The sequence below is a fragment of the Halomonas sp. IOP_31 genome (genome assembly GCF_021151495.1).
GTDB classification, from domain to species: domain Bacteria; phylum Pseudomonadota; class Gammaproteobacteria; order Pseudomonadales; family Halomonadaceae; genus Modicisalibacter; species Modicisalibacter zincidurans.
This window is the reverse complement of sequence record NZ_JAIRBP010000011.1, coordinates 24460-46669: the sequence shown is the minus strand read 5'-3', so window position 1 is coordinate 46669 and position 22210 is coordinate 24460. Positions and strand designations below refer to the sequence as shown.

Below are 22210 nucleotides of genomic sequence, written 5' to 3'. Positions count from 1 at the left end.
TGGCTCGATTATGACACAGCGCCGGCGCCGTCAGGCCATAGTGCGAGGCCCTGACGCTCAAGCAATTGCGCGGTCTCGTAAAGCGGCAGGCCGACCACTGCCGAATGGCTGCCTTCGATGCGCTCGACGAACATCGCCGCACGCCCCTGGATGGCATAGCCACCGGCCTTGTCGGCGGGCTCGCCGGTCGCCCAGTAGGCGGCCATCTCGGTCGCGGCGATCGGGCGCATCGCCACCCGCGTGGTCACGCACGCTTGCAGCAATCCCTGCGGGCCGGTCACTGCCACCGCGGTCATCACCGAATGCCAGCGCCCGGACAAGGCACTGAGCATCGCGCAGGCATGCTCGCGATCGCGCGGCTTGCCGAGAATGGCACCATCGATCACCACCGCGGTATCCGAGCCGAGTGTCACCAACGTGCTGCCGGCCGCCCCCGCCAATGCCTTGTCGCGGGCCAGCCGCGACACATAATCGCCAGCGCTTTCACCGGCGTGGGGCGTCTCGTCGATAGCCACCGGTGCCACCTCACTCGTCACGCCAATGCTCGTGAGCAATTCACGGCGTCGCGGCGAAGCCGATGCCAGGCGCAGCACAGGGGCAACAAGCGTCATTGGCGTCTCCTTGACGAACTATCGCCGGCATGAGGCGGATTCAGCTCACCCCCAGGCGTCGCCGTAGCATTTGCAGCAAGGTATAGAACCAGGGCCATAGCACCGCGCCGATCAGTGCCGGCAGTAGGAAGGCGAGATTGATCGCGAAGGGCCCGAAGATGATCCGCAGCCACTGCTCGAGCAGTTGTGCGATACCCAGCAGCACGAACACCAGCACCGCCTGTTGAACCAGCGCGTAGGCGCGCATGCGCTGATAGACCAGCAAGGCGAGAAAGGCGATCAGCGCCATCACCAGTGCATTCTGGCCAAGTGGCGCGCCCTCGATCAGGTCGAGCAGTAGACCGAGGATGAAGCCGTGGAACACGCCGATCCGTTGCGGTGCGACCACGCACCAGTAGATCAGCACCAGGCCCAGCCAGTCGGGGCGCCAGACCAGCCAGGCATCGGGAAGCGGCATGACCTGCAGACACAAGGCCAGAAACAGGCTGATCCAGGTAGTCGCCAGGCCGCGCAGGGACACGTTCATGGCTGCTCCTTGGCGGCGCCTTGGCCGGGCTGTGGCTGGCCGGTGGCGGCCTCGACGGCAACACCGACCGCGTCGCTGCTGATCCGCGTTGCGCGCGGCGGCGGAAACAGGATCAGAAAATACCGCGAGCTTTCGGGCTGGGCGATCGGCTCGGCGCTGACCTGGGCGAACGGCTCGCCGGGATCGTGGACCACTTCGCTGACGCGAGCCACCGGGAAGCCTTCGGGAAAACGCCCGCCCAAACCGGAAGTCACCAGCAGGTCGCCGGCTTGGATGTCGGCCGTATCGGGCACATTCAGCACATCCAGGGTGTCGTAACTGCCGGTCCCCTGGACGATGAACCGCAGCCCGTTGCGGGTGCTCTGCACCGGTACCGCATGGCTGGCATCGACGGCCATCAGGACTCGGCTGGTGTAGGCGGACACCGAGACTACCTGGCCGATCAGCCCCGAAGCGTCCATCACCGGCAAACCGACACGCACGCCGCTACTGCGGCCGCGGTCGATGACCATCTGGTAGGTAAAGGGGTCGGAGTCCAGCGACAGCAGTTCGGCGCCGATATACGGCACCTGACGACGTTGCGCTGCGGACAGCAACTCTCGCAGACGCGTGTTCTCGGCAGTCAGGCTGGCCATGCGCTTGACGCGGTAGGACAGCGTCAGCAGTTGCTCGCGCAGGCGGCGATTCTCCTCGACCAGCTCGCGCTGGTCGGTGATCATCAGCGCCCCCCAGGAAAGTGCATCGCTGGGCAAGCTGACCAGCCACTGCACCGGGGTGACCAGGGTCGACAACTCCGCACGAAATTCCGCGAATCGCGGCAGGCGGTGCTCGGCAAACATCAACGCGAAGGCGATGAAGGCGCATAGCAGCATGCGATAGCCGGGGGCGGGCCCCTGCGAAAACAGCGGTTTGATAGATCGACTCCCTACGAGCTGACCACGAAAGCGGGCCGCATTCGAGAAGGCGGCCCATCTGCGACGATCAACGGCGGCGCAAAGCGCTGCCATTGATCAATCGCTGGAAAGCAGTTCGAAGGTGTGCTGGTCGATCATCTCGAGGGCCTTGCCACCGCCGCGGGCCACACAGGTCAGCGGATCCTCGGCGACGATCACCGGCAGACCGGTTTCCTCGGCAATCAACTTGTCCATGTCGCGCAGCAGGGCGCCACCGCCGGTCAGCACCAGGCCACGCTCGGCGATATCGGAGGCGAGTTCCGGCGGCGATTGTTCCAGCGCGCTCTTGACCGCGGCAACGATGGAAGCCAGCGGGTCCTGCAAGGCATCGAGAATCTCGTGGGAATTGAGCGTGAAGCTGCGCGGAATGCCTTCGGCCAGGTTGCGGCCACGCACGTCGATCTCGCGCAGCTCGCCACCCGGATAGGCACAGCCGATCTCTTCCTTGATGCGCTCCGCCGTGGCCTCGCCGATCAGGCTGCCGTAGTGGCGACGCACATAGGCGGTGATCGCTTCGTCGAAACGGTCGCCACCGACACGGATCGACTCGGAGTAGACCACGCCGTTGAGCGAGATGATGGCGATCTCGGAGGTACCGCCGCCCACGTCGACGACCATCGAGCCCTGGGCTTCCTCGACCGGCAGTCCGGCGCCGATGGCGGCCGCCATCGGCTCCTCGATCAGGAACACCTCGCGGGCGCCCGCCCCTTCGGCGGATTCCTTGATGGCACGCCGCTCGACCTGGGTCGACATGCACGGCACGCAGACCAGCACACGCGGGCTCGGGGTCAGGAACGTGCTCTGGTGAACCTTGCGAATGAAATGCTGGAGCATCTGCTCGGTGACGGTGAAGTCGGCGATCACGCCGTCTTTCATCGGGCGGATCGCGGTTATGTTGCCCGGGGTACGGCCGAGCATGCGCTTGGCGTCGACCCCCACGGCCGCGACAGAACGCATATTGCCCGACTGGCGGATCGCGACTACCGAGGGCTCGTCCAGGACGATACCGCGACCGCGTACATAAATCAGTGTGTTGGCGGTACCCAGATCAATCGACAGATCGCTGGAGAACAGCCCCCTCAAACGTTTAAACATGGAAGTCTTTCACCTAGTCCAGACCGGAACCCTGTGCGGAGGCAAACGGTATCATCGCGGGGGCAGCCCGGCAAGCGAGATGCCCTTCCAAGCGAGTTATGCTACCGTATCAAGCTATTTTCCCAACGGTCGATTGCGGCGCATCGCACCGCAATCGACCCGCCTTGCCTGAAGCCTTCATTGAGGACCGCAGACGTTATGGCGCTTGAACTCCAAGACGTGCGGCGAGCCGCCTTTCTCGCTCGCCTAGGCCTGAACGACGACGAAGCCGCGGGCTACGTGGACGACCTGAGCCGAATCCTGGACATGGTCGATCGTCTGCAGGCCGTCGACACCAGCGGCGTGGCGCCGCTGGCCCACCCGCTCGACGCCACCCAGCGCCTGCGCGCCGACGAAGTGACCGAGAGCGACCAGCGCGAACGCTTTCAGCGCTGCGCACCGGCCGTGGAAGACGGCCTGTATCTGGTCCCCAGAGTCGTCGAATAAGTCGCTGGCGACTGCGCAAGAAAGACCAAGCCTTTCAGGGAGCCCCTCTGTTCATGCATGACAAGACCTTGACCGAGCTGGCCACGGCGTTGGCCGCCGGTGAGTTCTCCAGCCGCGAGTTGAGCGAGACGCTGCTCGCGCGCATCGCGCGCCTCGACGGCGAACTCAACAGCTTCATCACCGTAACGCCAGACGCCGCCCTCGCGGCTGCAGACCGCGCCGACGCCGCGCGCGCGCGGGGCGAGGCCGGTCCGCTGAGCGGCTTGCCACTGGCCTTGAAGGACATCTTCTGCACCCAGGGCGTGCGCACCAGTTGCGGCTCGCGGATGCTCGACAGCTTCGTCGCGCCCTATGACGCCACGGTGGTCGAGAAACTCGCCGCCGCCGGCAGCGTCAGCCTCGGCAAGACCAACATGGACGAGTTCGCGATGGGCTCGTCCAACGAGAACAGCTACTACGGCCCGGTCAAGAATCCCTGGGACCTGTCCGCGGTGCCCGGCGGCAGCTCCGGGGGCAGCGCCGCGGCGGTCGCCGCCGGGCTGGTTCCGGCCGCGCTGGGCACCGATACCGGCGGCTCGATCCGCCAGCCGGCGGCGTTCTGCGGCATCACCGGCCTGAAGCCCACTTACGGCCGCGTGTCGCGCTACGGCATGGTCGCCTACGCCTCGAGCCTCGACCAGGGCGGACCGTTGGCGCGCACCGCCGAGGACTGCGCGCTGCTGCTCGGCGCGATCGCCGGCCACGACCTGCGCGACTCGACCAGCGTGGCGCGCGGCGTACCCGACTACACCGCCGAGCTCGGCGAGTCGCTGTCGGGGCTCAAGATCGGCCTGCCTCGCGAGTACTTCGGCGACGGTCTCGACCCGGCGGTGGAAGCGGCGATCCGCGAGGCGATCGGCGTCTACGAATCGCTGGGCGCCACGGTGCGCGAGGTCAGCCTGCCGCACACCGCGCTGGCGATCCCCACCTATTACGTGATCGCCCCCGCCGAGGCCTCGTCGAACCTGTCGCGCTATGATGGCGTACGCTTCGGTCATCGCTGCGACAACCCCCGCGACCTGATCGATCTTTATCAACGCTCGCGGGCCGAAGGCTTCGGCGACGAGGTCAAGCGACGCATCCTGATCGGTACCCACACGCTCTCGGAAGGTTTCTTCGACGCCTACTACAAGAAGGCGCAGCAGGTCCGCCGATTGATTCGCCAGGACTTTCTCGACGCCTTCGAGGATGTCGACGTGCTGATGGGGCCGGCCTCGCCGACCCCGGCCTTCGACCGGGGTGCCAACAAGGATCCGCTGTCGATGTACCTGCAGGACATCTACACCATCGCCGTCAACCTGGCCGGCATCCCGGGCATCAGCGTGCCGGCCGGCTTCGTCGGCCAGCGCCCCGCGGGAGGCCGCCCCGCGGGAGGCCGCCCCGCGGAAGGCCGCCCCGTAGGCCTCCAGGTTCTCGGCCCGCATTTCGCCGAGCAGCGCCTGCTCAACGTGGCCCATCGCTTCCAGCAGGCGACCGATTGGCATCGCCGCCAGCCCGCTTTCGGTCAGGAGAACGCATGATGCAGTGGGAAACCGTGATCGGCCTGGAAGTCCACGTCCAGCTCGCCACCCAGTCGAAGATCTTTTCCGGCGCCTCGACCGCCTTCGGCGCCGCGCCCAATACCCAGGCCTGCGCCGTCGACCTGGGGCTGCCGGGGGTGCTGCCGGTACTCAACGAAGGCGCCGTGGCGATGGCGGTCAAGTTCGGGCTGGGCATCGATGCCGAAATTCCCGAAACCTCGGTCTTCGATCGCAAGAACTACTTCTACCCCGACCTGCCCAAGGGCTACCAGACCAGCCAGATGTATCAGCCGATCGTCGGCCCGGGCGAGGTCGAGATTTCCCTCGACGACGGCAGCACCAAGCGCATCCGCGTGCACCACGCCCACCTCGAGGAGGACGCCGGCAAGTCGCTGCACGAAACTTTCTCTAACGGAATGGGCCAGGGCATGACCGGCATCGACTTGAACCGTGCCGGCACGCCGCTGCTCGAGATCGTCTCCGAGCCGGACATGCGCTCGGCCAAGGAGGCGGCGGCCTACCTCAAGGCGATCCACGCCATCGTCACCTACCTGGGCATCTCCGACGGCAACATGGCCGAGGGCTCGATGCGCTGCGACGTCAACGTCTCGGTGCGCCCCAAGGGCCAGGAGACGCTGGGTACCCGCGCCGAGATCAAGAACGTCAACTCGTTCCGCTTCGTCGAGAAGGCGATCGCCTACGAGATCGAGCGCCAGATCGAGCTGATCGAGGACGGCGACAGCGTGGTTCAGGAAACCCGCCTGTACGATCCCGAGGCCGACGAGACGCGCAGCATGCGCACCAAGGAGCAGGCCAACGACTACCGTTACTTCCCCTGCCCCGACCTGCTGCCGGTGGTGCTCGACCAGGCGTATGTCGATCACTTGCGCGCCAGCCTGCCGGAGTTGCCCAGCGAGAAGCGCGCACGGTTCCAGAACGAGCTGGGCCTGTCGGCCTACGATGCCGGCGTGCTCGCCTCAAGCCGCGCCATGGCCGAGTACTTCGAAGTCGTCAAGGACGTCAGCGGCGACGCCAAGCTGGCCGCCAACTGGGTCCAGGGCGAGCTCGCCGGGCGCCTCAACAAGGAGGGCCTGGAAATCGCCGACAGTCCGGTCTCGGCCTCGCAGCTCGGCGGCCTGGTGGCCCGCGTCAAGGACGAGACCATCAACGGCAAGGCGGCCAAGCAGGTGTTCGCCGCGCTGTGGAACGGCGAAGGCGGGGATGACAATAGCGCCGACGCGATCATCGACGCCCGAGGACTCAAGCAGGTCACCGACAGCGGCGCCATCGAGGCGATGATCGATCAGGTAATCGCCGACAGCCCGGTGCAGGTCGCCCAGTACCGCGAGGCCGAGCCCGACAAGCGCGGCAAGATGATCGGCTACTTCGTCGGCCAGGTGATGAAGGCCTCGCGCGGCACCGCCAACCCGCAGCAGGTCAACGCCCTGCTCAAGGAAAAACTCGACAACGCGTGAAGACCATCGCGCCGGCGGGCAAGCTGCCGGCGCGATCGCACAAGGCGCACAAGGAACCCCTCGCGATGTCAGACGATGTCGGCCCACGCCTGCGCTCGCTGCGCACCCTGCGCGGTATCTCCCAGCGCGAGCTGGCCAAGCGCTGCGGCGTCACCCACTCGAGCCTGTCGCTGATCGAACAGGGCAAGGTCAGCCCCTCGGTCAGCTCGTTGAAGAAGATCCTCGACGCCATCCCGATCAGCGTCGGCGATTTCTTCACCCTCGACCTGGAAAGCCGTGATCAGGTCTTCTATTCGGCCGACGAACTCACCGACATCGGCAGCGGCGAGGTGATCTACAAGCTGGTCGGCGCCAATCATCAGACCCGCGGCCTGTCGTTCATGATCGAGACCTACCCGGCGGGCGCCGACACCGGCCGCGAGATGATCACCCACCGCGGCGAGGAAGCCGGCGTGGTGCTCGAAGGCGAAATCGAGATCACCATCGGTATCGACACCCGGGTACTGGGCCCCGGCGAGGCCTATTACTTCAATACCCAGTTGCCCCACCGCTTCCGCAATCCCGGCTCGACGCCCTGCCGGCTGGTCAGTTGCTGCACCCCGGCGCGCACCTTCTAGGCTTCATCTGAAAAGTCGGCGAGCGATGGCCAGACAAGGCAAAAATGGGCGAAAAGGCGGAGTTTACGGGTTGTAAATGAGTACTTTGAGCCTATTTTTAACGCCGCATGGTCGAGCGCAGGCACTTTTCGGACAAAGCCTAGGCGCGCCAGGACCGTCCGGCGTCAGGTCGCCAGCGACATCCACACCGTCTTGAGCTCGGAATATTCCGCCAGGCTGTGGTGCGACTTGTCGCGGCCGTTGCCGGACTGCTTGACGCCGCCGAACGGTACCGTCATGTCACCGCCGGCCCAGTTGTTGACGAACACCTGGCCGGAATGCAGCCGCCGCGAGACCCGCATGATGCGATCGATGTCCTGGCTCCACAGCCCGGCGGCCAGCCCGTACTCGCTGTCGTTGGCCAGCGCCACGGCCTGCTCCTCGCTGTCGAAGCCGAACACCGCCAGCACCGGGCCGAACACCTCCTCGCGGCCGATGGCCATCTGCGGAGTGACGTTGTCGAAGACGGTCGGCGCGACGAACAGCCCGCCGGCGACCGGGCTCACCGCCTGGCCGCCGGTGCGCAGGTTCGCGCCCTCGGCCACGCCCTGGCGGATGTAATCGAGGATGCGCGCGTGCTGGGTCGCGTCGACGATGGCGCCCATGAAGCTCGCCGGGTCGAGCGGATCGCCGGGCTGCATGGTCTCGGCATGCGCCAGCACGCGCTCGACGAACGCCTCGCGAATCGAGTTCTCGACCAGCAGCCGCGAACCGGCGATGCACACCTCGCCCTGGTTGTGGAAGATCGCCTCGGCGGCATGACGGGCCACGGCATCGAGATCCCGGCAGTCGGCGAACACCAGGTTGGGGCTCTTGCCGCCGCATTCGAGATACACACGCTTGAGATTCGACTGGCCGGCGTACTGCATCAATTGCTTGCCGACCCCGGTGGAACCGGTGAACGACAGGCAGTCGACGTCCATCGACAGTGCCAACGCCTTGCCGGCGGTATGGCCGAACCCCGGCAGCACCTGGAACACACCCGCCGGCAGACCGGCTTCCTGGGCCAGCCGGGCGAGACGCAGCGCGGACAGCGGCGACTTCTCGGAAGGCTTGAGGATCACGCTGTTGCCGGCGGCCAATGCCGGACCGATCTTCCAGGCGGTCATCATCAACGGAAAATTCCACGGCACGATCGAGCCGACCACCCCGAGCGGCTCGCGCAGCACCAGGCCCAGGCTCTCCTCGCCGGTGGGCGCGACCTCGCCATACAGCTTGTCGATGGTCTCGGCGTTGTAGCGGATGCAGCCGATCGCCCCGGCCATGTCGCCCAGCGAGCTGCCGATCGGCTTGCCCATGTCCAGGGTGTCGAGCAATGCCAGCTCGTTGATGTGCATTTCCATCAGCGCGGCCAGGCGCAGCATGGCCTGCTTGCGCGCCCCCGGGGCCAGCCGCGACCAGTCGCCACGATTGAAGGCCGCGCGGGCATGGCCCACCGCGGCCTCGACATCGGCGGCATCGCAGCTGGCGACCCGGGCCAGTCGCTGGCCGGTGGCCGGGTTGATCGCTTCGAAGGTTTCGCCGCTGGCGGCCTCGACGAAGGCGTCGCCGATATAGGCGCGGGTCTCGAAGCTCAGCTCGCCGGCGAGACGCTGCCAGTCGGCGTGGGTCAAGTTGGCGCTCATGTTCTTGTCTCCCTTACAGTCGTATTGGTATTCAGGCGACGCGCGGTTTCGTCCAGGGCGCGACGCGCCAGCGCGACCAGCTCGTCGATCTGTTCATGGCGGATGACCAGCGGCGGCGAGATGATCATGGTATCGCCTACCGAGCGCATCACCAGACCGTTCTGGAAGCACAGGTCGCGACACAGGTTGCCCGCCGCAAGCGTTCTGGCAAAGCGCTCGCCGCTGGCCTTGTCGGCAACCAGCTCCAGCGCGCCGATCAACCCCAGGCTGCGCGCTTCGCCGACGATCGAATGCTCGCCCAGTTCGGCCCAGCGTCGGGCCAGGTAGGGGCCCAATTCGTCCCGCACCCGCGCGACGACGTTCTCCGCTTCCATCAGCTCGAGATTCCTCAGCGCCACCGCGGCGCAGGCCGGATGGCCGGAGTAGGTGAAGCCATGGAAGAACTCGCCGCCCTCGTCGATCAGCGTCTCGGCGACGCGGTCGCCAACCAGCACCCCGCCGATCGGCAGGTAGCCCGACGACAACCCCTTGGCGATCGACATCAGGTCGGGCTCGAGTCCGTAGTATTGACTGCCGAACCATTCGCCCAGCCGGCCAAAGCCGCAGATCACCTCGTCCGCCACCAGCAGAATGTCGTACTTGGCCAGCACCGCCTTGACCGCCGGCCAGTAGCTTTGCGGTGGAATGATCGCACCGCCCGCGCCCTGCACCGGTTCGGCAATGAACGCCGCCACGTTGTCCTCGCCCAGCGCCTGGATGCGCTGCTCGAGGACCTGGGCGCAGGCCCGCCCGAACGCCGCCGGCGACTGGTCGCGCCCTTGGCTGAAGCGCCCCTCTCCAAACCAATAGGGTTGCCGGATGTGTTCGATGCCCGGCACGCACGGGCCGCCCTGGCCGTGCATCGGCGCCATGCCGCCCAGGCTCATGCCGGCCACGGTGGAGCCGTGGTAGGCGTTCTCGCGGGCAATCACGAGCTGTTTTTCGGGCTTGCCCTTGAGCGCCCAGTAGCGGCGCACCATACGCAGCACGGTGTCATTGGCCTCGGAGCCGGAGCCGGTGAAGAACACCCGGTTGATGTGGGCCGGCGCCAGCCGGCAAAGCTGCTCGGCAAGACGCACCGCCGGCGGATGCGTGGTCTTGAAGAAATTGTTGTAGTACGGCAGTTCGCGTAACTGGGCCGTGGCGGCGTCGACCAGCTCATCGCGTCCATAGCCCAGGTTGACGCACCACAATCCGGCCATGCCGTCGAGGATACGATTGCCCTCGCTGTCATGGATGTAGACACCCTCGGCATGGGTGACGATGCGGCTGCCTTCTTCGCCCAGCGCCTTGAAGTCGGTGAAGGGGTGCAAGTGATGCGCGCGATCCAGCGCCTGCAGTTCGCGTGTACTCGGGCTTATCATGGGCTTCTCCTGGTGAGCTCCTTTGATAGTCAGCGCGGCTCGCGTGTTATGTTTTAATCAACATAATGCCATTGAAAACGATTGCCAAGGCACCCGGGCTTTTTTAATCATTACTGAAAAACCCCCATTAAAAGGCAAAAACCCGTTAGCAGAGGAGGCGTGAGCACTTCCTGGCGCGGAAAAGGCGTAAAAAATTTGACAACACCCGTGCCCGACGGAAAGATGAGCATCATGGACAACCACCATCAGCACAAAGGTATCGCCTCATGACGTCCGCATCCGCCCAGGCCGACGCCCGGAGCTTTCTCGAATATCACCCGGACATCGAAAGCTTCGATCTGCTGATCAGCGACCTGAATGGCGTTCTGCGTGGCAAACGCATCCCACGCGACAACCTGATCAAGGCGTATCGCAACGGCATCAACTTGCCTGCCTCGTTGTTCGCGCTGGATATCAACGGCAATACCATCGAGGAAACCGGGTTGGGGCTTTCCAGCGGCGACAGCGACCGGGTCTGCCGTCCGATTGCCGGCTCGCTGCACCCGACCCCCTGGCTGCGCGAAGGCCGCCAGGCGCAACTGCTGATGACCATGGAAGAGATCGACGGCAGCCCGTTCTTCGCCGACCCTCGTCAGGTGCTGAGGCACGTTCTCGAGCGCTTTACGGCCCGCGGATTGACGCCGGTGGTGGCAATGGAACTGGAATTCTACCTGGTCGACCGGCGCCGCGACGACCTGGGCCTGGCCCAGCCGCCGCGTTCGCCCGGCACCGGCGAGCGGGCCACCCAGAGCCAGCTCTATTCGATCAACGAACTCGACGAATATGCCGATTTCCTCGAGGAAATCCAGCAGGCCGCCGCCGAGCAGGCGCTGCCGCTGGACACCGCACTCAAGGAATGCGCACCGGGCCAGTTCGAGATCAACCTGATCCACTGCAACGACGCCCTGCGTGCCGGCGACAGCGCCGTGCTGCTCAAGCGGCTGATCAAGGGCGTGGCGCTCAACCACGGTTTCGAGGCCACGTTCATGGCCAAGCCCTACGGCGACGAGGCCGGCAGCGGCGCCCATGTGCACATCAGCCTGCTCGACGAGACCGGCAACAATGTCTTCGCCAGTACCGACGAGGATCCACTCGGCACCCCGGCACTGCGCCAAGCGATCGCCGGAATGCTCGAACTGATGCCGGCGTCGATGGCGATCTTCGCCCCCAACCTGAATTCCTATCGTCGCTTTCAGGCCGGCCTGTACGTGCCCATGGCCCCCTCCTGGGGCTACGACAACCGCTCGGTGGCGGTGCGCATCCCCTCGGGGCCCAACGCCGCGCGACGCATCGAGCATCGGGTCGCCGGCGCCGACGCCAACCCTTACCTGCTGCTGGCGACACTACTCGCCTCGGTCCTGCATGGCCTGAGCAACGAGCTCATGGCGCCGCCGCCGATCGAGGGCAACGCCTACGAGCAGCTCGAACCGACGCTGACCAACAGCTGGCAACGCGCGCTCGACCTGTTCGCCGAGAACGACGTGCTGGCCGAAATCCTGGGCCGCGGCTTCCATCACGTGTTTCTCGCCAACCGGCTCGCCGAGCGCGCCGAGACGATGCGTACCGTCAGTACTCTGGAATACGACTGGTATCTGCGCCACGTCTGAGCCCCGACAGAACGAGGCCCCGCCATTGGCAGGGCCTTATTCATTCAGCGGATGATGCACTACGACCCGGAGTTGGTATCGGCCTGCCATTGCGGCTGACCGTCGACCAGCGCCACTCGATCCCCTTCGGGCGCCTGGTCGAGACGTGCGGTACGGGTCTCTCCGTCGACACGGTATTCGACATCGTAGCCGATCAGTTTCTCGCGACTATCGGCAACCGTACGACAACGCTGCTCGGTGGTGGTGTAGGTTTCGCCCTGCTGCATGCGTTGCTGCACCTCGCGACCGGCCAGACCACCGGCCACCGCCCCCGCCGCGGTGGCGATCTTCTTGCCACTGCCGCCACCCACCTGATTGCCCAGCACGCCGCCGACAATCGCGCCGACCGCGGTGCCGGCGATACGATTGGGGTCCTTGGCCGGACGCTGGCGCGTCACCGCCACGTCTTCGCAGACCTCGCGAGGCGTCTCGACGGTTTCGGTGACCCGATCGACCTGGGTGATCCGGGCGAATTGCGGTCCGGACTGGGCCTCGTTCATCTGATAGGTGCCAAACGCCAGCCCGCCCAATCCCAGCACGGCCAGCGTGCCGCCTACGACGATCGACTTGTTCATAGTCGCCTCCTTTCTCTTTGCTGCATCCGCATGATGCCATTGTCGGCGACCGCGAGCCCGCCTCCTGGCGAGCCTGGGCCGCTATCCGATGAGCGACGCTCTGCACAGGCGATGTATACGGGAGTTCGGCGGCTTCCGATTGCACCCGTCGGGTTCAAGCGATGAGAGGGTTACAGTTTATGACAAAACGTAAGAAAAGTCAGTTTCCGAACGATGTTTCCATTCCGACAGTCTCCCTTAGACACCCAGCGCGTCGCGCATGCGATAGTACCAGGCACCCAGCGTGGTCAACGGCACGCTCAGCGCGCGGCCACCGGGGAACGGTAGTTGCGGCACCCCGGCGAAGGCATCGAAGCGTTCGCTGTGGCCGGCCATGACCTCGGCGATCAGGCGTCCGGCAAGATGCGAGCAGGTCACGCCATGCCCGGAATAACCCTGGGCATAATAGACGTTGCTGTTGATCCGCCCGAACTGCGGCAGGCGGTTGAGCGTCAGCAGGAAGGTCCCGCTCCAGGCGTAATCGACCTTTACGCCCTTGAGCTGGGGGAAGGTGGTTTCCAGCTTGGGGCGGATCGCCCCCTCGATGCTCGCCGGGTCCTGACCGCCGTAACTGACCCCGCCGCCGTAGATCAGCCGCCGATCGGCGGACAGCCGGTAATAGTCGAGCAGGTAATTGCAATCTTCCACCGCACGGTCGCTGGGCAGAATCGCCTCGGCCTGGACGGCGTCGAGCGGCGCGGTGGTGACGATCTGGGTGCTGGCGGGCATCGATTTGCCCTCCATCTGCGGCAGCAAGCCTTTCATGTAGGCGTTGCCGGCCAGCACCACCCGCTCGGCGACGACCATCCCCTGAGGGGTATGCAAGCGCACCGGCTCGCCATGCTCGATACGATCCACCGGCGTCTGCTCGTGGATCGTCCCACCCAGCGACTCCAGCGCCGCGGCCTGGCCCAGCACCAGATTGAGCGGATGCAGATGACCGCCCGAATGGTCGAGCAGCGCGCCGACATAACGCTCGCTGCCAATGTCCTGTCGATAGGCCTGGCCCTCGAGCAGCTCGAGTCGCTCATGGCCGTAGCGCTCCCACAGGGCCTTGTGCTCGATCAGCGCCTTCATCTGCTTGGCGTTGCACGCCGCGAACAGATTGCCGTCCTTGAGATCGCAGGCGATGTCGTAGCGGGCGATGCGCTCGCGGATGATCCAATTGCCCTCGAAGGCCATGTCGCCCAGCGCCCGCGCTGTCTGCTCGCCGTAGCGCGCCTCGATGACGTCCATGTCGCGGCTGTAGCTGTTGACGAGCTGTCCGCCGTTACGCCCCGAGGCGCCGAAACCGACCCGCGCCGCCTCGAGCACCACCACCTGCTGGCCTTGCTCGGCCAGGTGCAGGGCGGCGGAAATACCGGTGAAGCCGGCCCCGACCACGCAGACGTCGCACCGAGTTTCGCCCTGCAGGGCCGGGCGTGTCGGGCTGGGGTTGGCCGATGCGGCATAGTAGGATGCCACATGGGGCGTATCGGTCGTTTGCATGAAAATCTCCAACCAACGAAACGGGGTCGCTTCTAAGCGAAGGCAGGGAGACTGCTAATGACTGCGTGCTATACCACTCAATCGATACGCCTTCATGCCGCCCCTCGCCTTTCGCTCAGTGATCCAGCGGGTCAGACCCGCAACAGCAGATGCTCGCGTTCCCAGGAACTGATCACGCCGAAGTAGGCCGCATGCTCGGCGCGCTTGACCGCCAGGTAGCTGTTGACGAAGCGTTCGCCGAGCAGGTCGGCCAACGGCTTGCATTCGCGCAGCGCGGCCAGCGCCGGGCCGATGTCGTCGGGCAACTTGCTGCCCGACGACCACGCCGAACCGACCATCGGCGGGCGCGGATCGAGTTGGCTGAGCATGCCCAGGTAGCCGCAGGCCAGCGAAGCGGCGATCGCCAGATACGGATTGCAGTCGGCGCCGCCCAGACGGTTCTCGACCCGGGTCGCCACGGCGTCGCCCACCGGCACGCGCAAGCCCACGGTACGGTTGTCGAAACCCCATTCGGTATTGACCGGCGCCGAGCCGCTGGTTTCGGTGCGTACCAGGCGCCGGTAGGAATTGACGTTGGGCGCGAAGAACGGCATCGCCGCCGGCAGGTAGGCCTGCAGCCCGCCGAGGAAGTGATGAAACAGCCGGCTGGGCTCGCCATCGTCGCCGGCGAACAGATTGTCGCCGAACTTGATGTCGAGCAGGCTCTGGTGCACGTGCATCGAGCTGCCCGGCTCGTGAGCCATCGGCTTGGCCATAAAGGTGGCGTACATGCCGTGGCGCAGCGCCACTTCGCGCAACGTGCGCTTGAAGATCACCACCTGGTCGGCGAGCTTGAGCGGATCGCCGTGCTGGAAGTTGACCTCCATCTGGCCGGCGCCCTCTTCGTGAATCAGGGTGTCCAGGTCCAGGTCCATCGCTTCGCAGTAGTCGTACATCTCCTCGAACAGCGGATCGAACTCGTTGACCGCGTCGATCGAGAACGACTGTCGGCTGCTTTCCTGGCGGCCGCTGCGGCCAACCGGCGGCTCCAGCGGATAATCGGAGTCGGTGTTGGTCTTGACCAGGTAGAACTCCACCTCGGGCGCCACCACCGGGCGCCAGCCGCGCGACTCGTAGAGTGCCAGCACGCGCTTGAGCACGCTGCGCGGCGACAGCTCGACCGGTTCGCCGGTCAGGTAGAAGCAGTCGTGGATGATCTGCGCGGTGGGATCGTCGGCCCATGGCACCAGGTAGACGGCGCCGGGGTCGGGAACCAGCTGCATGTCGCGCTCGGCGGGGTTCCAGAAGCGGATATCCTCGTCGTCGGGATAACCGCCGGTCACCGTCTGGATGAAGATCGAATCGGGCAGCCGCGGCCGGCCGCCGTTGAGATACTTGCCGGCGGGCATGATCTTGCCCTTGAGGATGCCGGTCAGATCGCTGACCAGGCATTCCACTTCGGTGATGCCATGAGCATGAAACCATTCACTGAGTTCATGGCCGCTACGCTCGCTCATAAAGATTCCTTGATCGGCCGGGGGCAGGCCCGATGCTGCTGCGAAGGCCGGGGTGCGGCACCGGAGCGGCATCGGGCGTTCACGTGCTCGTGCGGCGGCGGGTCGCCCCGCCGCGAACGATCAGCGCGACTGCACCTCGGTCCACAGTTGGTTGAACATCTGTAGCTTGTCGCCCTGCAGGCTGGGCGTGAAAGAGAGCCGCTCGAGATCCGCATCGCTGGGCGTGACCGGCGGCTTTGTCAACACCGCGTCGAGATACGGCTTGGCCGCCGCGTTGGGGCTCGAGTAGTAGTTGTAGTTCGACAGCTGGGCGCCGATCTCGGGATCGAGAATGAAATTGATGAACTTGTAGGCCAGCTCCGGATTGGGCGCGCCGGATGGAATCATCATCGAGTCGACCCAGATCTCGGTGCCTTCGTCGGGAATCATGAACTCGATGTTGGCGAAGGACTCGGGGTTCTCTTCCCGGTAATAGAGATAATCGCCGTTGTACGACAGCGAGACGTGGGTGACGCCGCGCGCCAGCTGCTGCAGCGCCGGCGTGCCATCGACGAAGCCGCTGAAGTTGCCGCGCTGCTTGGTGTCGAGCAGCAGCTTGGCGGCCTCCTTCCAGGCCTCGGAATCGGTGCAGGCATAGCCGTAGCCCAGGTAGGCGCAGGCGGCGCCCATGCTCACCTGGCCGTCGCCCATCAGGCCGAACGGCCGGCCGGCATTGACCTTCGGGTCGAACAGCAACGACCAGCTCTTGGGCGCGGCGGGGAAGGTCTCGGTGTTGTAGACGATACCCGTGACGCCGTACTGGTAGGCGGCGGTGTAGTCGCTGCCGGGGTCGTAATCGGTATTCTTGAACTGGTCCATGATGTTGTCGAAGTTGGGGATCTTCGACTTGTCGAGCTTCTGGACCAGGCCGGTCTCGATCAGCCGCGGCACATAGTAGTTGGACGGTACGATGATGTCGTACTGCGAGGCCCCGCCGGTGTTGAGCTTGGCGAACATCTCGGGCAGCGAATTGAAGTAGTTCTGGACCACCTCGACATCGTACTTGTCCTCGAACGCCTGGATGATCGCCGGGTCCATGTACGCGGTCCAGTTGAACAGGTACAGCTTGCCCTCTTCGGCCTGCGTCGCGCCGGCCAGCAACAGCCCGCCCAGCGCGGTGACGACGCGTGTGGTGATTGTTTTCATGGTGTCGTTCTCCTAGTTCCAGGTTTGGCAGTCGCACCTAGCGGCGCCCCTGACGATTGAACAGCAGACTCAAGACCGCCGCCAGCGCCACCGCGCCGATCATCAGCGTGGCTATGGCGTTGATTTCCGGCGACACGCCCTTCTTGATGGCGCCCCAGATATAGATCGGCAGCGTCGCGCTCTCGGGGCCGGCGGTGAAGAAGCTGATCACGAAGTCGTCGATCGACAACGTGAACGACAGGAAGAACGCCGAGATCAGCGCCGGCTTGACGGTCGGCAGCAGAAAGTGCAGCGCGCGCTTGAACGGCGAGGCGTAGAGATCCTTGGCGGCCTCGAACAGGCTCGGATCGAGGCCCACGAACCGCGAATAGACGATCAGCGCGACGAACGGGATCTGGAAGGTCACGTGGGCGATGATCATCGTCCCCAGTCCCGGTTCGAGCAGCCCGGTCAGACGGTTGAACTGGACGAAGAAGGCCATTTCCGAAATGCCGAAGACGATGTCCGGCAACACGATCGGCAGGTAGATCAGCACGATCAGCCAGCCCAGCTTGCGATGCCGGTGGCGATACATGCCATAACCGATCAAGCAACCGATCATCAGTGCGACGATCGACGACACGATGGCCAACACCAGGCTGTTGTAGAATGCCGAGATGATCTGGTCGTTGCCCAGCAGGCGCTGGTACCAGCGCAGCGAGAAGCCCGAGAAATTGGCGGCGCTGTTGGTCGAGTTGAACGAGAACAGCACGACGATCGCCAGCGGCAGATAGAGAAAGACCAGGGTCAGCCACCAGAAACCCGCCAGACCGCGGTTGAGGGTGCGCTTTCTCATATCACCACCTCCTCGCCGCCACCCAGGCGCTTGCCGATCCGGCGCATGGCGAACAACCCGACGAAGGTCGCCAGCAGCATCAGCAGCGCCCCCGCCGCGCCCAGCGGCCAGTTGGAGCCGCCGGCGAACTGATTGGCGACCAGGTTGCCGAGCATCATGCCCTTGCCGCCGCCGAGCAGCTCGGGAATCACGTACATGCCGAAGGCGGGAATCGCCACCAGCACCGTGCCCGCCAGCAGCCCGGGTAGCGTCTGTGGAAACACCGCGTGCCAGAAGGCCCGCACCGGCGCGGCGTAGAGATCCTGGGCGGCCTGCACCTGGGCGACATCGAGTTTCTCGAAGGCCGCATACAGTGGCAGCACCATGAACGGCAGGAAGTTGTAGACCAGCCCCAGCGTCACCGCGAAATTGGAGGGATAAAGGCCCATGTAGTCGCCGATCAGGCCCAGCGCCTGGGCGGCATCGGAGAGCGGCGTGCCCGGGGCCAGCAGGTTCATCCAGCCGAAGGCGCGAATCACCTGGTTGGTCCACGACGGCACCACCACCGCCAGCAGCATCAGCGGTCGCAGCTTGGCGCGACAGGTGGTGATGTAATAGGCGATCGGGTAGGCAACCAGGATCACCAGGCCCGTCGACACCAGGGTCTGCCACAGCGAACGCAGCAGTGTATATAGGTTGCCCGGACTCCAGCCGAGAAAGCCGAAGCCGGCCAGCTGCTTGAAGGCGTCCAGCGACAGCGGCAGTTCGGGCAGTCCGTAGGTGCCGTTGGACATGAAGGCCACCGCCATCAGGTACAGGCTGGGCAACACCAGGAAGATGAAGATCCATAACGCGCCGGGCATCACGCTGAACAGCAGGTGGCGGGTCTCGCTGACCACCGCATGGCGACGTGTGACTAACTGTGTATTGGCCATGCTGCTCTCCTCAGGACGCCACGCGCACAAGGTCCTCGGGACACACGCTGATGGTGACGCGATCGCCCACGCCGTGCATGCGCTGGCCCAGGTTGCTGGCCATCGCCATCAGCGGCCGGCCGTTGACCTCGAGCCGGTATTCGATGCGGCTGCCGCGATACAGGCGCTCGCGGACGATGCCCTCGAGACGGTTGTAGCCCTCGGGGACCTCGGGGCCCAGCTCCAGCGTCTCGGGGCGAATCAACAGCCAGCCGTCCTGCTCGGCGCGCTGCTCGGCCGGCTCCAGCATCAGCCGGCCGAGCTCGGTCTCGACCCAGTCGGCTTCGCTGCGGCTGATCGCGAACAGATTATCGTGGCCCATGAAGCGCGCCACGAAGGCATTGGCGGGATGCTCGTAGACGTCGCTGGGAGAGCCCACCTGCTGGATGATGCCGCTGTCCAGCACGGCGATACGATCCGACATCACCATCGCCTCGTCCTGATCGTGGGTGACGAACACGAAGGTCATGCCCAGGCGCTTCTGCAGACGCTGCAGTTCCACCTGCAACTGCCCGCGCAGGCCGGCATCGAGCGCCGACAGCGGCTCGTCGAGCAGCAATACGTCGGGTTCGCAGATCAGCGCCCGGGCCAGCGCGATACGCTGGCGCTGACCGCCGGAGAGCTGATCGACAGGGCGCTCGACCAGCGAGCCGAGCTGAATGAATTCGGCGACTTCGGCAACCTTGCGGTCACGCTCGGCGGCCGACTCGCCGCGCATGCGCAGGCCGAAGGCCAGGTTGTCGCGTACCGACAAGTGGGGAAACAGCGCATAGGACTGGAAGACGGTGTTGACGCTGCGCCGGTGCGGCGGGGTATCGGTGACGTCCTTGCCGCCGATCTTGAGGCGCCCGCCGTTGGGCTCCTCGAGTCCGGCGAGGATGCGCAGCAGGGTCGTCTTGCCGCAGCCCGAGGGCCCCAGCAAGGTGAAGAACTCGCCGGCCTCGATGGTCAGATCGACCCCGTCGAGGGCGACGGTGTCGCGGCCGAATCGCTTGTGCAACCCTTCGAGCTCGATGGACGAGGCTTCGCGGGGCCGCGACTGGACAGGCGCGTCAGCGACTGCCGCCTCTCGAGAACCGGCCTCGGCAGCCGGCATGGGATCACTCATCGCCACTCTCCCTATCGTTGACGGGTATAACGACTGTTGACGGCATGCCGGCGCGGCAGACGGCCTCGCCCCGGGCGCGTTCCTCACAGGCGATCCCGCAACTTGTAGAAACTCGTCGCCAGCACCAATAGCGGCGTACGCAGCCAGCGCCCGCCCGGGAATGGTCGGTGCGGCATGGCGGAAAACAGCTCGAAACGCTCGGCCTGGTCGGCGATGGCATCGCTCAGCAGCTGCCCGGCCAGCCCGGCCAGCGACATGCCGTGGCCTGAATAGCCCTGGGCGTAGAACAGGTTGCCGTCGAGGCGGCCGAAATCCGGGGCGCGGTTGAGCGTGATCGCCACGTCGCCGCCCCAGCGGTAGTCGATGCCAACGCCCTTCAGCGCCGGAAACAGCCGCGCGATCTTGGCATCCATGCGCGCCTGGAGATGGCGCGGCTCGTGCCCGTCGTAGCTGACCTCGCCGCCGTAGATCAGCCGGCGATCGGCCGACAGACGATAGTAATCGAGCACGAAGTTGGCGTCGGAGAGCGCGTCGTTGTGGGGCAGCACCTGGGCGGCCTGCGCTTCGCTGAGCGGCTCGCTGGCGACGATATAGTTGGCGGCGCGCATGATGCGCCCGCCGAGCTCGGGCACCAGGCCACCCAGGTAGGCATTGGCGGCGATGACCACATAATCGGCGCTCACCCGGCCCTGGGCAGTGCTCACCCGGGCCGGCTCGCCACGTTCGATGGCCACGGCGGCGCTGTGTTCGTGGATGCTCACCCCGGCGCGCTGCGCGGCGCGCGCCAGTCCCAGCGTGTAGTTGAGCGGATGCAGGTGGCCGCCTTCGGCGTCGAACAGCGCCGCCGGGTAGGCGTCGGTGACGACCCGCTCGCGTAGCGCCTCGCCTTCGAGCAGGTGCAGCGACTCGTAGCCGTAGCGCTCGGCCATGGAAGCCTGGAAGTTGCGCAATTCACGAACATGACGGGGCTTGACGGCGGCGTGCAGATACCCCCAGTGCAAGTCGCAGGGGATCGCGTGGCGCTCGATGAGCGCGGCGGTCAGGCGCACCGATTCGCGGCTCATCTCCCAGATCGCCTTGGCGCGCTCGTGGCCCAGGGCCTTCTCGATCACGCCAATGTCGGTGCCCAGCCCGGGCAGGATCTGACCGCCGCTGCGCCCCGAGGCGCCATGACCGATCTCGCCGGCCTCGAGCAGCGCCACGCTATAGCCGCGTTCGGCCAGGTGCAGGGCCGCCGAGCAGCCGGTGATGCCGCCGCCCACCACGCAGACGTCGACACGCTGCTCGCCGGCCAGCGGCGGTGTCGGCGCGAGGGTCACCTGGGTACTGGCGGCGTAGTAGGACGCCGGGCGGCGCAGGGTCGCAGCTAGGTTCATACACACTTCCGAAAGCGTTGGTTCTCGTCGGGAGAACCCAAGTTATTGTTGAATTCTTTCACCATCGCAAATCGGCAATCGTGATAATATCCACTTAGTCTGACACCAGCACCGCGCTTATTGTCAAGTATTCGATAACACCTAGCCTGTTTCGCTATGCTCATCCGCCTCCCGGTCCTGTGCCGCCAAGGCCTCGAGAAACGCCTCCAGCACCCGGTGCGGTCGCCGTCCACGGCGGGTCACGGTGACGAAGTCGGTGGCGAAGCGTTCGCGCTCCGGCGCCAGCGCGCGCAAGCGCCCCGCCTCGATCCAGGGGCGTGCCAGGTGATCGGGCAGATAGCCGATGAAACATCCGGTGAGAATCAGGAATGCCGCACCTTCGCGATCCGATGCCGTCGCCTGGCCGTCCAGACGTTCGATGCGCTCGCGCGCCTCGCCGGGGAGCGGATAGCCCGGCACCACCGCCGGCTGACGGGCCAGGCAGGTTTCGTTCAACTGCGCTTCGTCCACGCCGAACAATGGATGCGCGTCAGCGCAATAAAGAAGCGATCGCTCGCTGTACAGCGGACGCACCTCGAGGCTGGCAAGGCGGTTGACGTCGGGTACCACACCCAGCTGCAAGCGGCCATCGAGTACCGCTCGGGCGATCTCGTCCGGCGGCGTCATGTGGATATTGAGGCGCACGTCCGGTCCGCGCGCCTTGAGATCGGCCAGCGCGTGGGTGATGCGCATGCGCGGCAGGCTGACCAGGTTGTCGGTGATGCCGATGCTGAATTCGCCGCGCAGCGTCTGATGCAGGCCGTTGACCTCGGTGCGAAAGGTCTCCAGCGAGGCCAGCAGGGTCAGCGCCGCCTGGTAGACCTCGCGCCCCTCCTCGGTGAGCGCGAAGCCGCCTCGCCCGCGCTGACACAAGCGCAGCCCCAGACGTTTTTCGAGATCGGCCATGTGCACGCTGATCGCCGAGCGGCCAATGCCCAGCGACACCTCGGCGGCGGTAAAACCACCGCTTTCGGCCACCGCCTTGAAGATCCGCAGCAGGCGAATGTCGAAATCGCTGACCTGACCGAGCGGCCCTTCCATC

20 protein-coding genes are annotated in these 22210 nt (G+C 65.5%); 5 read left to right on the top strand and 15 right to left on the bottom strand.

Features of this window, described 5'->3' with window-relative positions; translation table 11 throughout:
* Positions 1-8: 8 nt before the first annotated feature.
* The 4 genes from K7I12_RS07870 to K7I12_RS07855 all read right to left on the bottom strand — a co-directional run bounded on the left by K7I12_RS07870 (position 9) and on the right by K7I12_RS07855 (position 3185).
* On the bottom strand, positions 9-611 hold the full coding sequence (locus tag K7I12_RS07870) for a Maf family protein (RefSeq protein ID WP_031383113.1): 603 nt from the start codon (positions 609-611) through the stop codon (positions 9-11).
* A 40-nt stretch (positions 612-651) separates the two neighbouring features.
* Complete coding sequence (mreD, locus tag K7I12_RS07865; protein WP_031383112.1) at positions 652-1137, bottom strand: rod shape-determining protein MreD; 486 nt, start codon at positions 1135-1137, stop codon at positions 652-654.
* On the bottom strand, positions 1134-2051 hold the full coding sequence (mreC, locus tag K7I12_RS07860) for a rod shape-determining protein MreC (RefSeq protein WP_268871190.1): 918 nt from the start codon (positions 2049-2051) through the stop codon (positions 1134-1136). The genes mreD and mreC overlap by 4 nt, the downstream gene beginning before the upstream one ends.
* A 96-nt stretch (positions 2052-2147) precedes the next feature.
* Positions 2148-3185 carry a rod shape-determining protein gene (locus K7I12_RS07855; RefSeq protein ID WP_031383110.1) on the bottom strand — a complete coding sequence of 346 codons (1038 nt, stop codon included), beginning with the start codon at positions 3183-3185 and terminating at the stop codon, positions 2148-2150.
* Between the two features lie 198 nt (positions 3186-3383).
* On the opposite strand from K7I12_RS07855, the gene gatC reads away from it, so the two are divergent.
* From gatC to K7I12_RS07835, 4 genes are all read left to right on the top strand, one after another.
* The gene (gene gatC, locus K7I12_RS07850; RefSeq protein ID WP_031383109.1) at positions 3384-3671 is read left to right on the top strand and encodes an Asp-tRNA(Asn)/Glu-tRNA(Gln) amidotransferase subunit GatC; all 288 of its coding nucleotides are present in this window, start codon (positions 3384-3386) and stop codon (positions 3669-3671) included.
* 53 nt (positions 3672-3724) lie between these two features.
* Entirely contained in the window at positions 3725-5230 is a 1506-nt protein-coding gene (gene gatA, locus K7I12_RS07845; protein WP_231663819.1) for an Asp-tRNA(Asn)/Glu-tRNA(Gln) amidotransferase subunit GatA, read from the top strand.
* Positions 5230-6705: an Asp-tRNA(Asn)/Glu-tRNA(Gln) amidotransferase subunit GatB gene (gatB, locus tag K7I12_RS07840; protein WP_031383107.1), complete on the top strand. Its 1476-nt coding sequence runs from the start codon at positions 5230-5232 to the stop codon at positions 6703-6705. The genes gatA and gatB overlap by 1 nt, the downstream gene beginning before the upstream one ends.
* A 65-nt stretch (positions 6706-6770) precedes the next feature.
* Positions 6771-7322: a cupin domain-containing protein gene (locus K7I12_RS07835; protein ID WP_031383106.1), complete on the top strand. Its 552-nt coding sequence runs from the start codon at positions 6771-6773 to the stop codon at positions 7320-7322.
* A gap of 164 nt (positions 7323-7486) precedes the next feature.
* Here K7I12_RS07835 and K7I12_RS07830 read toward each other — a convergent pair whose 3' ends face one another.
* Both K7I12_RS07830 and K7I12_RS07825 read right to left on the bottom strand, forming a co-directional pair.
* On the bottom strand, positions 7487-8986 hold the full coding sequence (locus K7I12_RS07830; protein WP_031383105.1) for an aldehyde dehydrogenase: 1500 nt from the start codon (positions 8984-8986) through the stop codon (positions 7487-7489).
* Entirely contained in the window at positions 8983-10389 is a 1407-nt protein-coding gene (locus K7I12_RS07825) for an aspartate aminotransferase family protein (RefSeq protein WP_231663818.1), read from the bottom strand. Before K7I12_RS07825 ends, K7I12_RS07830 begins: the two co-directional genes overlap by 4 nt.
* 266 nt (positions 10390-10655) lie before the next feature.
* Between K7I12_RS07825 and K7I12_RS07820 the strand changes: the two genes are divergently transcribed.
* On the top strand, positions 10656-12035 hold the full coding sequence (locus tag K7I12_RS07820; RefSeq protein WP_231663817.1) for a glutamine synthetase family protein: 1380 nt from the start codon (positions 10656-10658) through the stop codon (positions 12033-12035).
* A gap of 59 nt (positions 12036-12094) precedes the next feature.
* On the opposite strand, the gene K7I12_RS07815 is transcribed toward K7I12_RS07820, so the two are convergent.
* The 9 genes from K7I12_RS07815 to K7I12_RS07775 all read right to left on the bottom strand — a co-directional run bounded on the left by K7I12_RS07815 (position 12095) and on the right by K7I12_RS07775 (position 22209).
* Positions 12095-12649 carry a glycine zipper 2TM domain-containing protein gene (locus K7I12_RS07815; RefSeq protein WP_231663816.1) on the bottom strand — a complete coding sequence of 185 codons (555 nt, stop codon included), beginning with the start codon at positions 12647-12649 and terminating at the stop codon, positions 12095-12097.
* Between the two features lie 237 nt (positions 12650-12886).
* A complete protein-coding gene (locus tag K7I12_RS07810; RefSeq protein ID WP_231663815.1) occupies positions 12887-14176 on the bottom strand; it encodes an NAD(P)/FAD-dependent oxidoreductase in 1290 nt (429 codons plus the stop codon).
* 131 nt (positions 14177-14307) lie between these two features.
* Entirely contained in the window at positions 14308-15672 is a 1365-nt protein-coding gene (locus K7I12_RS07805) for a glutamine synthetase family protein (protein ID WP_031383100.1), read from the bottom strand.
* A 120-nt stretch (positions 15673-15792) separates the two neighbouring features.
* Complete coding sequence (locus tag K7I12_RS07800) at positions 15793-16857, bottom strand: ABC transporter substrate-binding protein (protein ID WP_231663814.1); 1065 nt, start codon at positions 16855-16857, stop codon at positions 15793-15795.
* Positions 16858-16894: 37 nt separating this feature from the next.
* Complete coding sequence (locus K7I12_RS07795) at positions 16895-17692, bottom strand: ABC transporter permease (RefSeq protein ID WP_231663813.1); 798 nt, start codon at positions 17690-17692, stop codon at positions 16895-16897.
* Complete coding sequence (locus K7I12_RS07790; RefSeq protein WP_231663811.1) at positions 17689-18606, bottom strand: ABC transporter permease; 918 nt, start codon at positions 18604-18606, stop codon at positions 17689-17691. The genes K7I12_RS07795 and K7I12_RS07790 overlap by 4 nt, the downstream gene beginning before the upstream one ends.
* Positions 18607-18616: 10 nt before the next feature.
* The gene (locus tag K7I12_RS07785) at positions 18617-19753 is read right to left on the bottom strand and encodes an ABC transporter ATP-binding protein (RefSeq protein WP_231663809.1); all 1137 of its coding nucleotides are present in this window, start codon (positions 19751-19753) and stop codon (positions 18617-18619) included.
* A gap of 83 nt (positions 19754-19836) precedes the next feature.
* Entirely contained in the window at positions 19837-21129 is a 1293-nt protein-coding gene (locus K7I12_RS07780; protein ID WP_231663807.1) for an NAD(P)/FAD-dependent oxidoreductase, read from the bottom strand.
* A gap of 141 nt (positions 21130-21270) precedes the next feature.
* A complete protein-coding gene (locus tag K7I12_RS07775; RefSeq protein ID WP_051907382.1) occupies positions 21271-22209 on the bottom strand; it encodes a LysR family transcriptional regulator in 939 nt (312 codons plus the stop codon).
* Position 22210 lies beyond the last annotated feature (1 nt).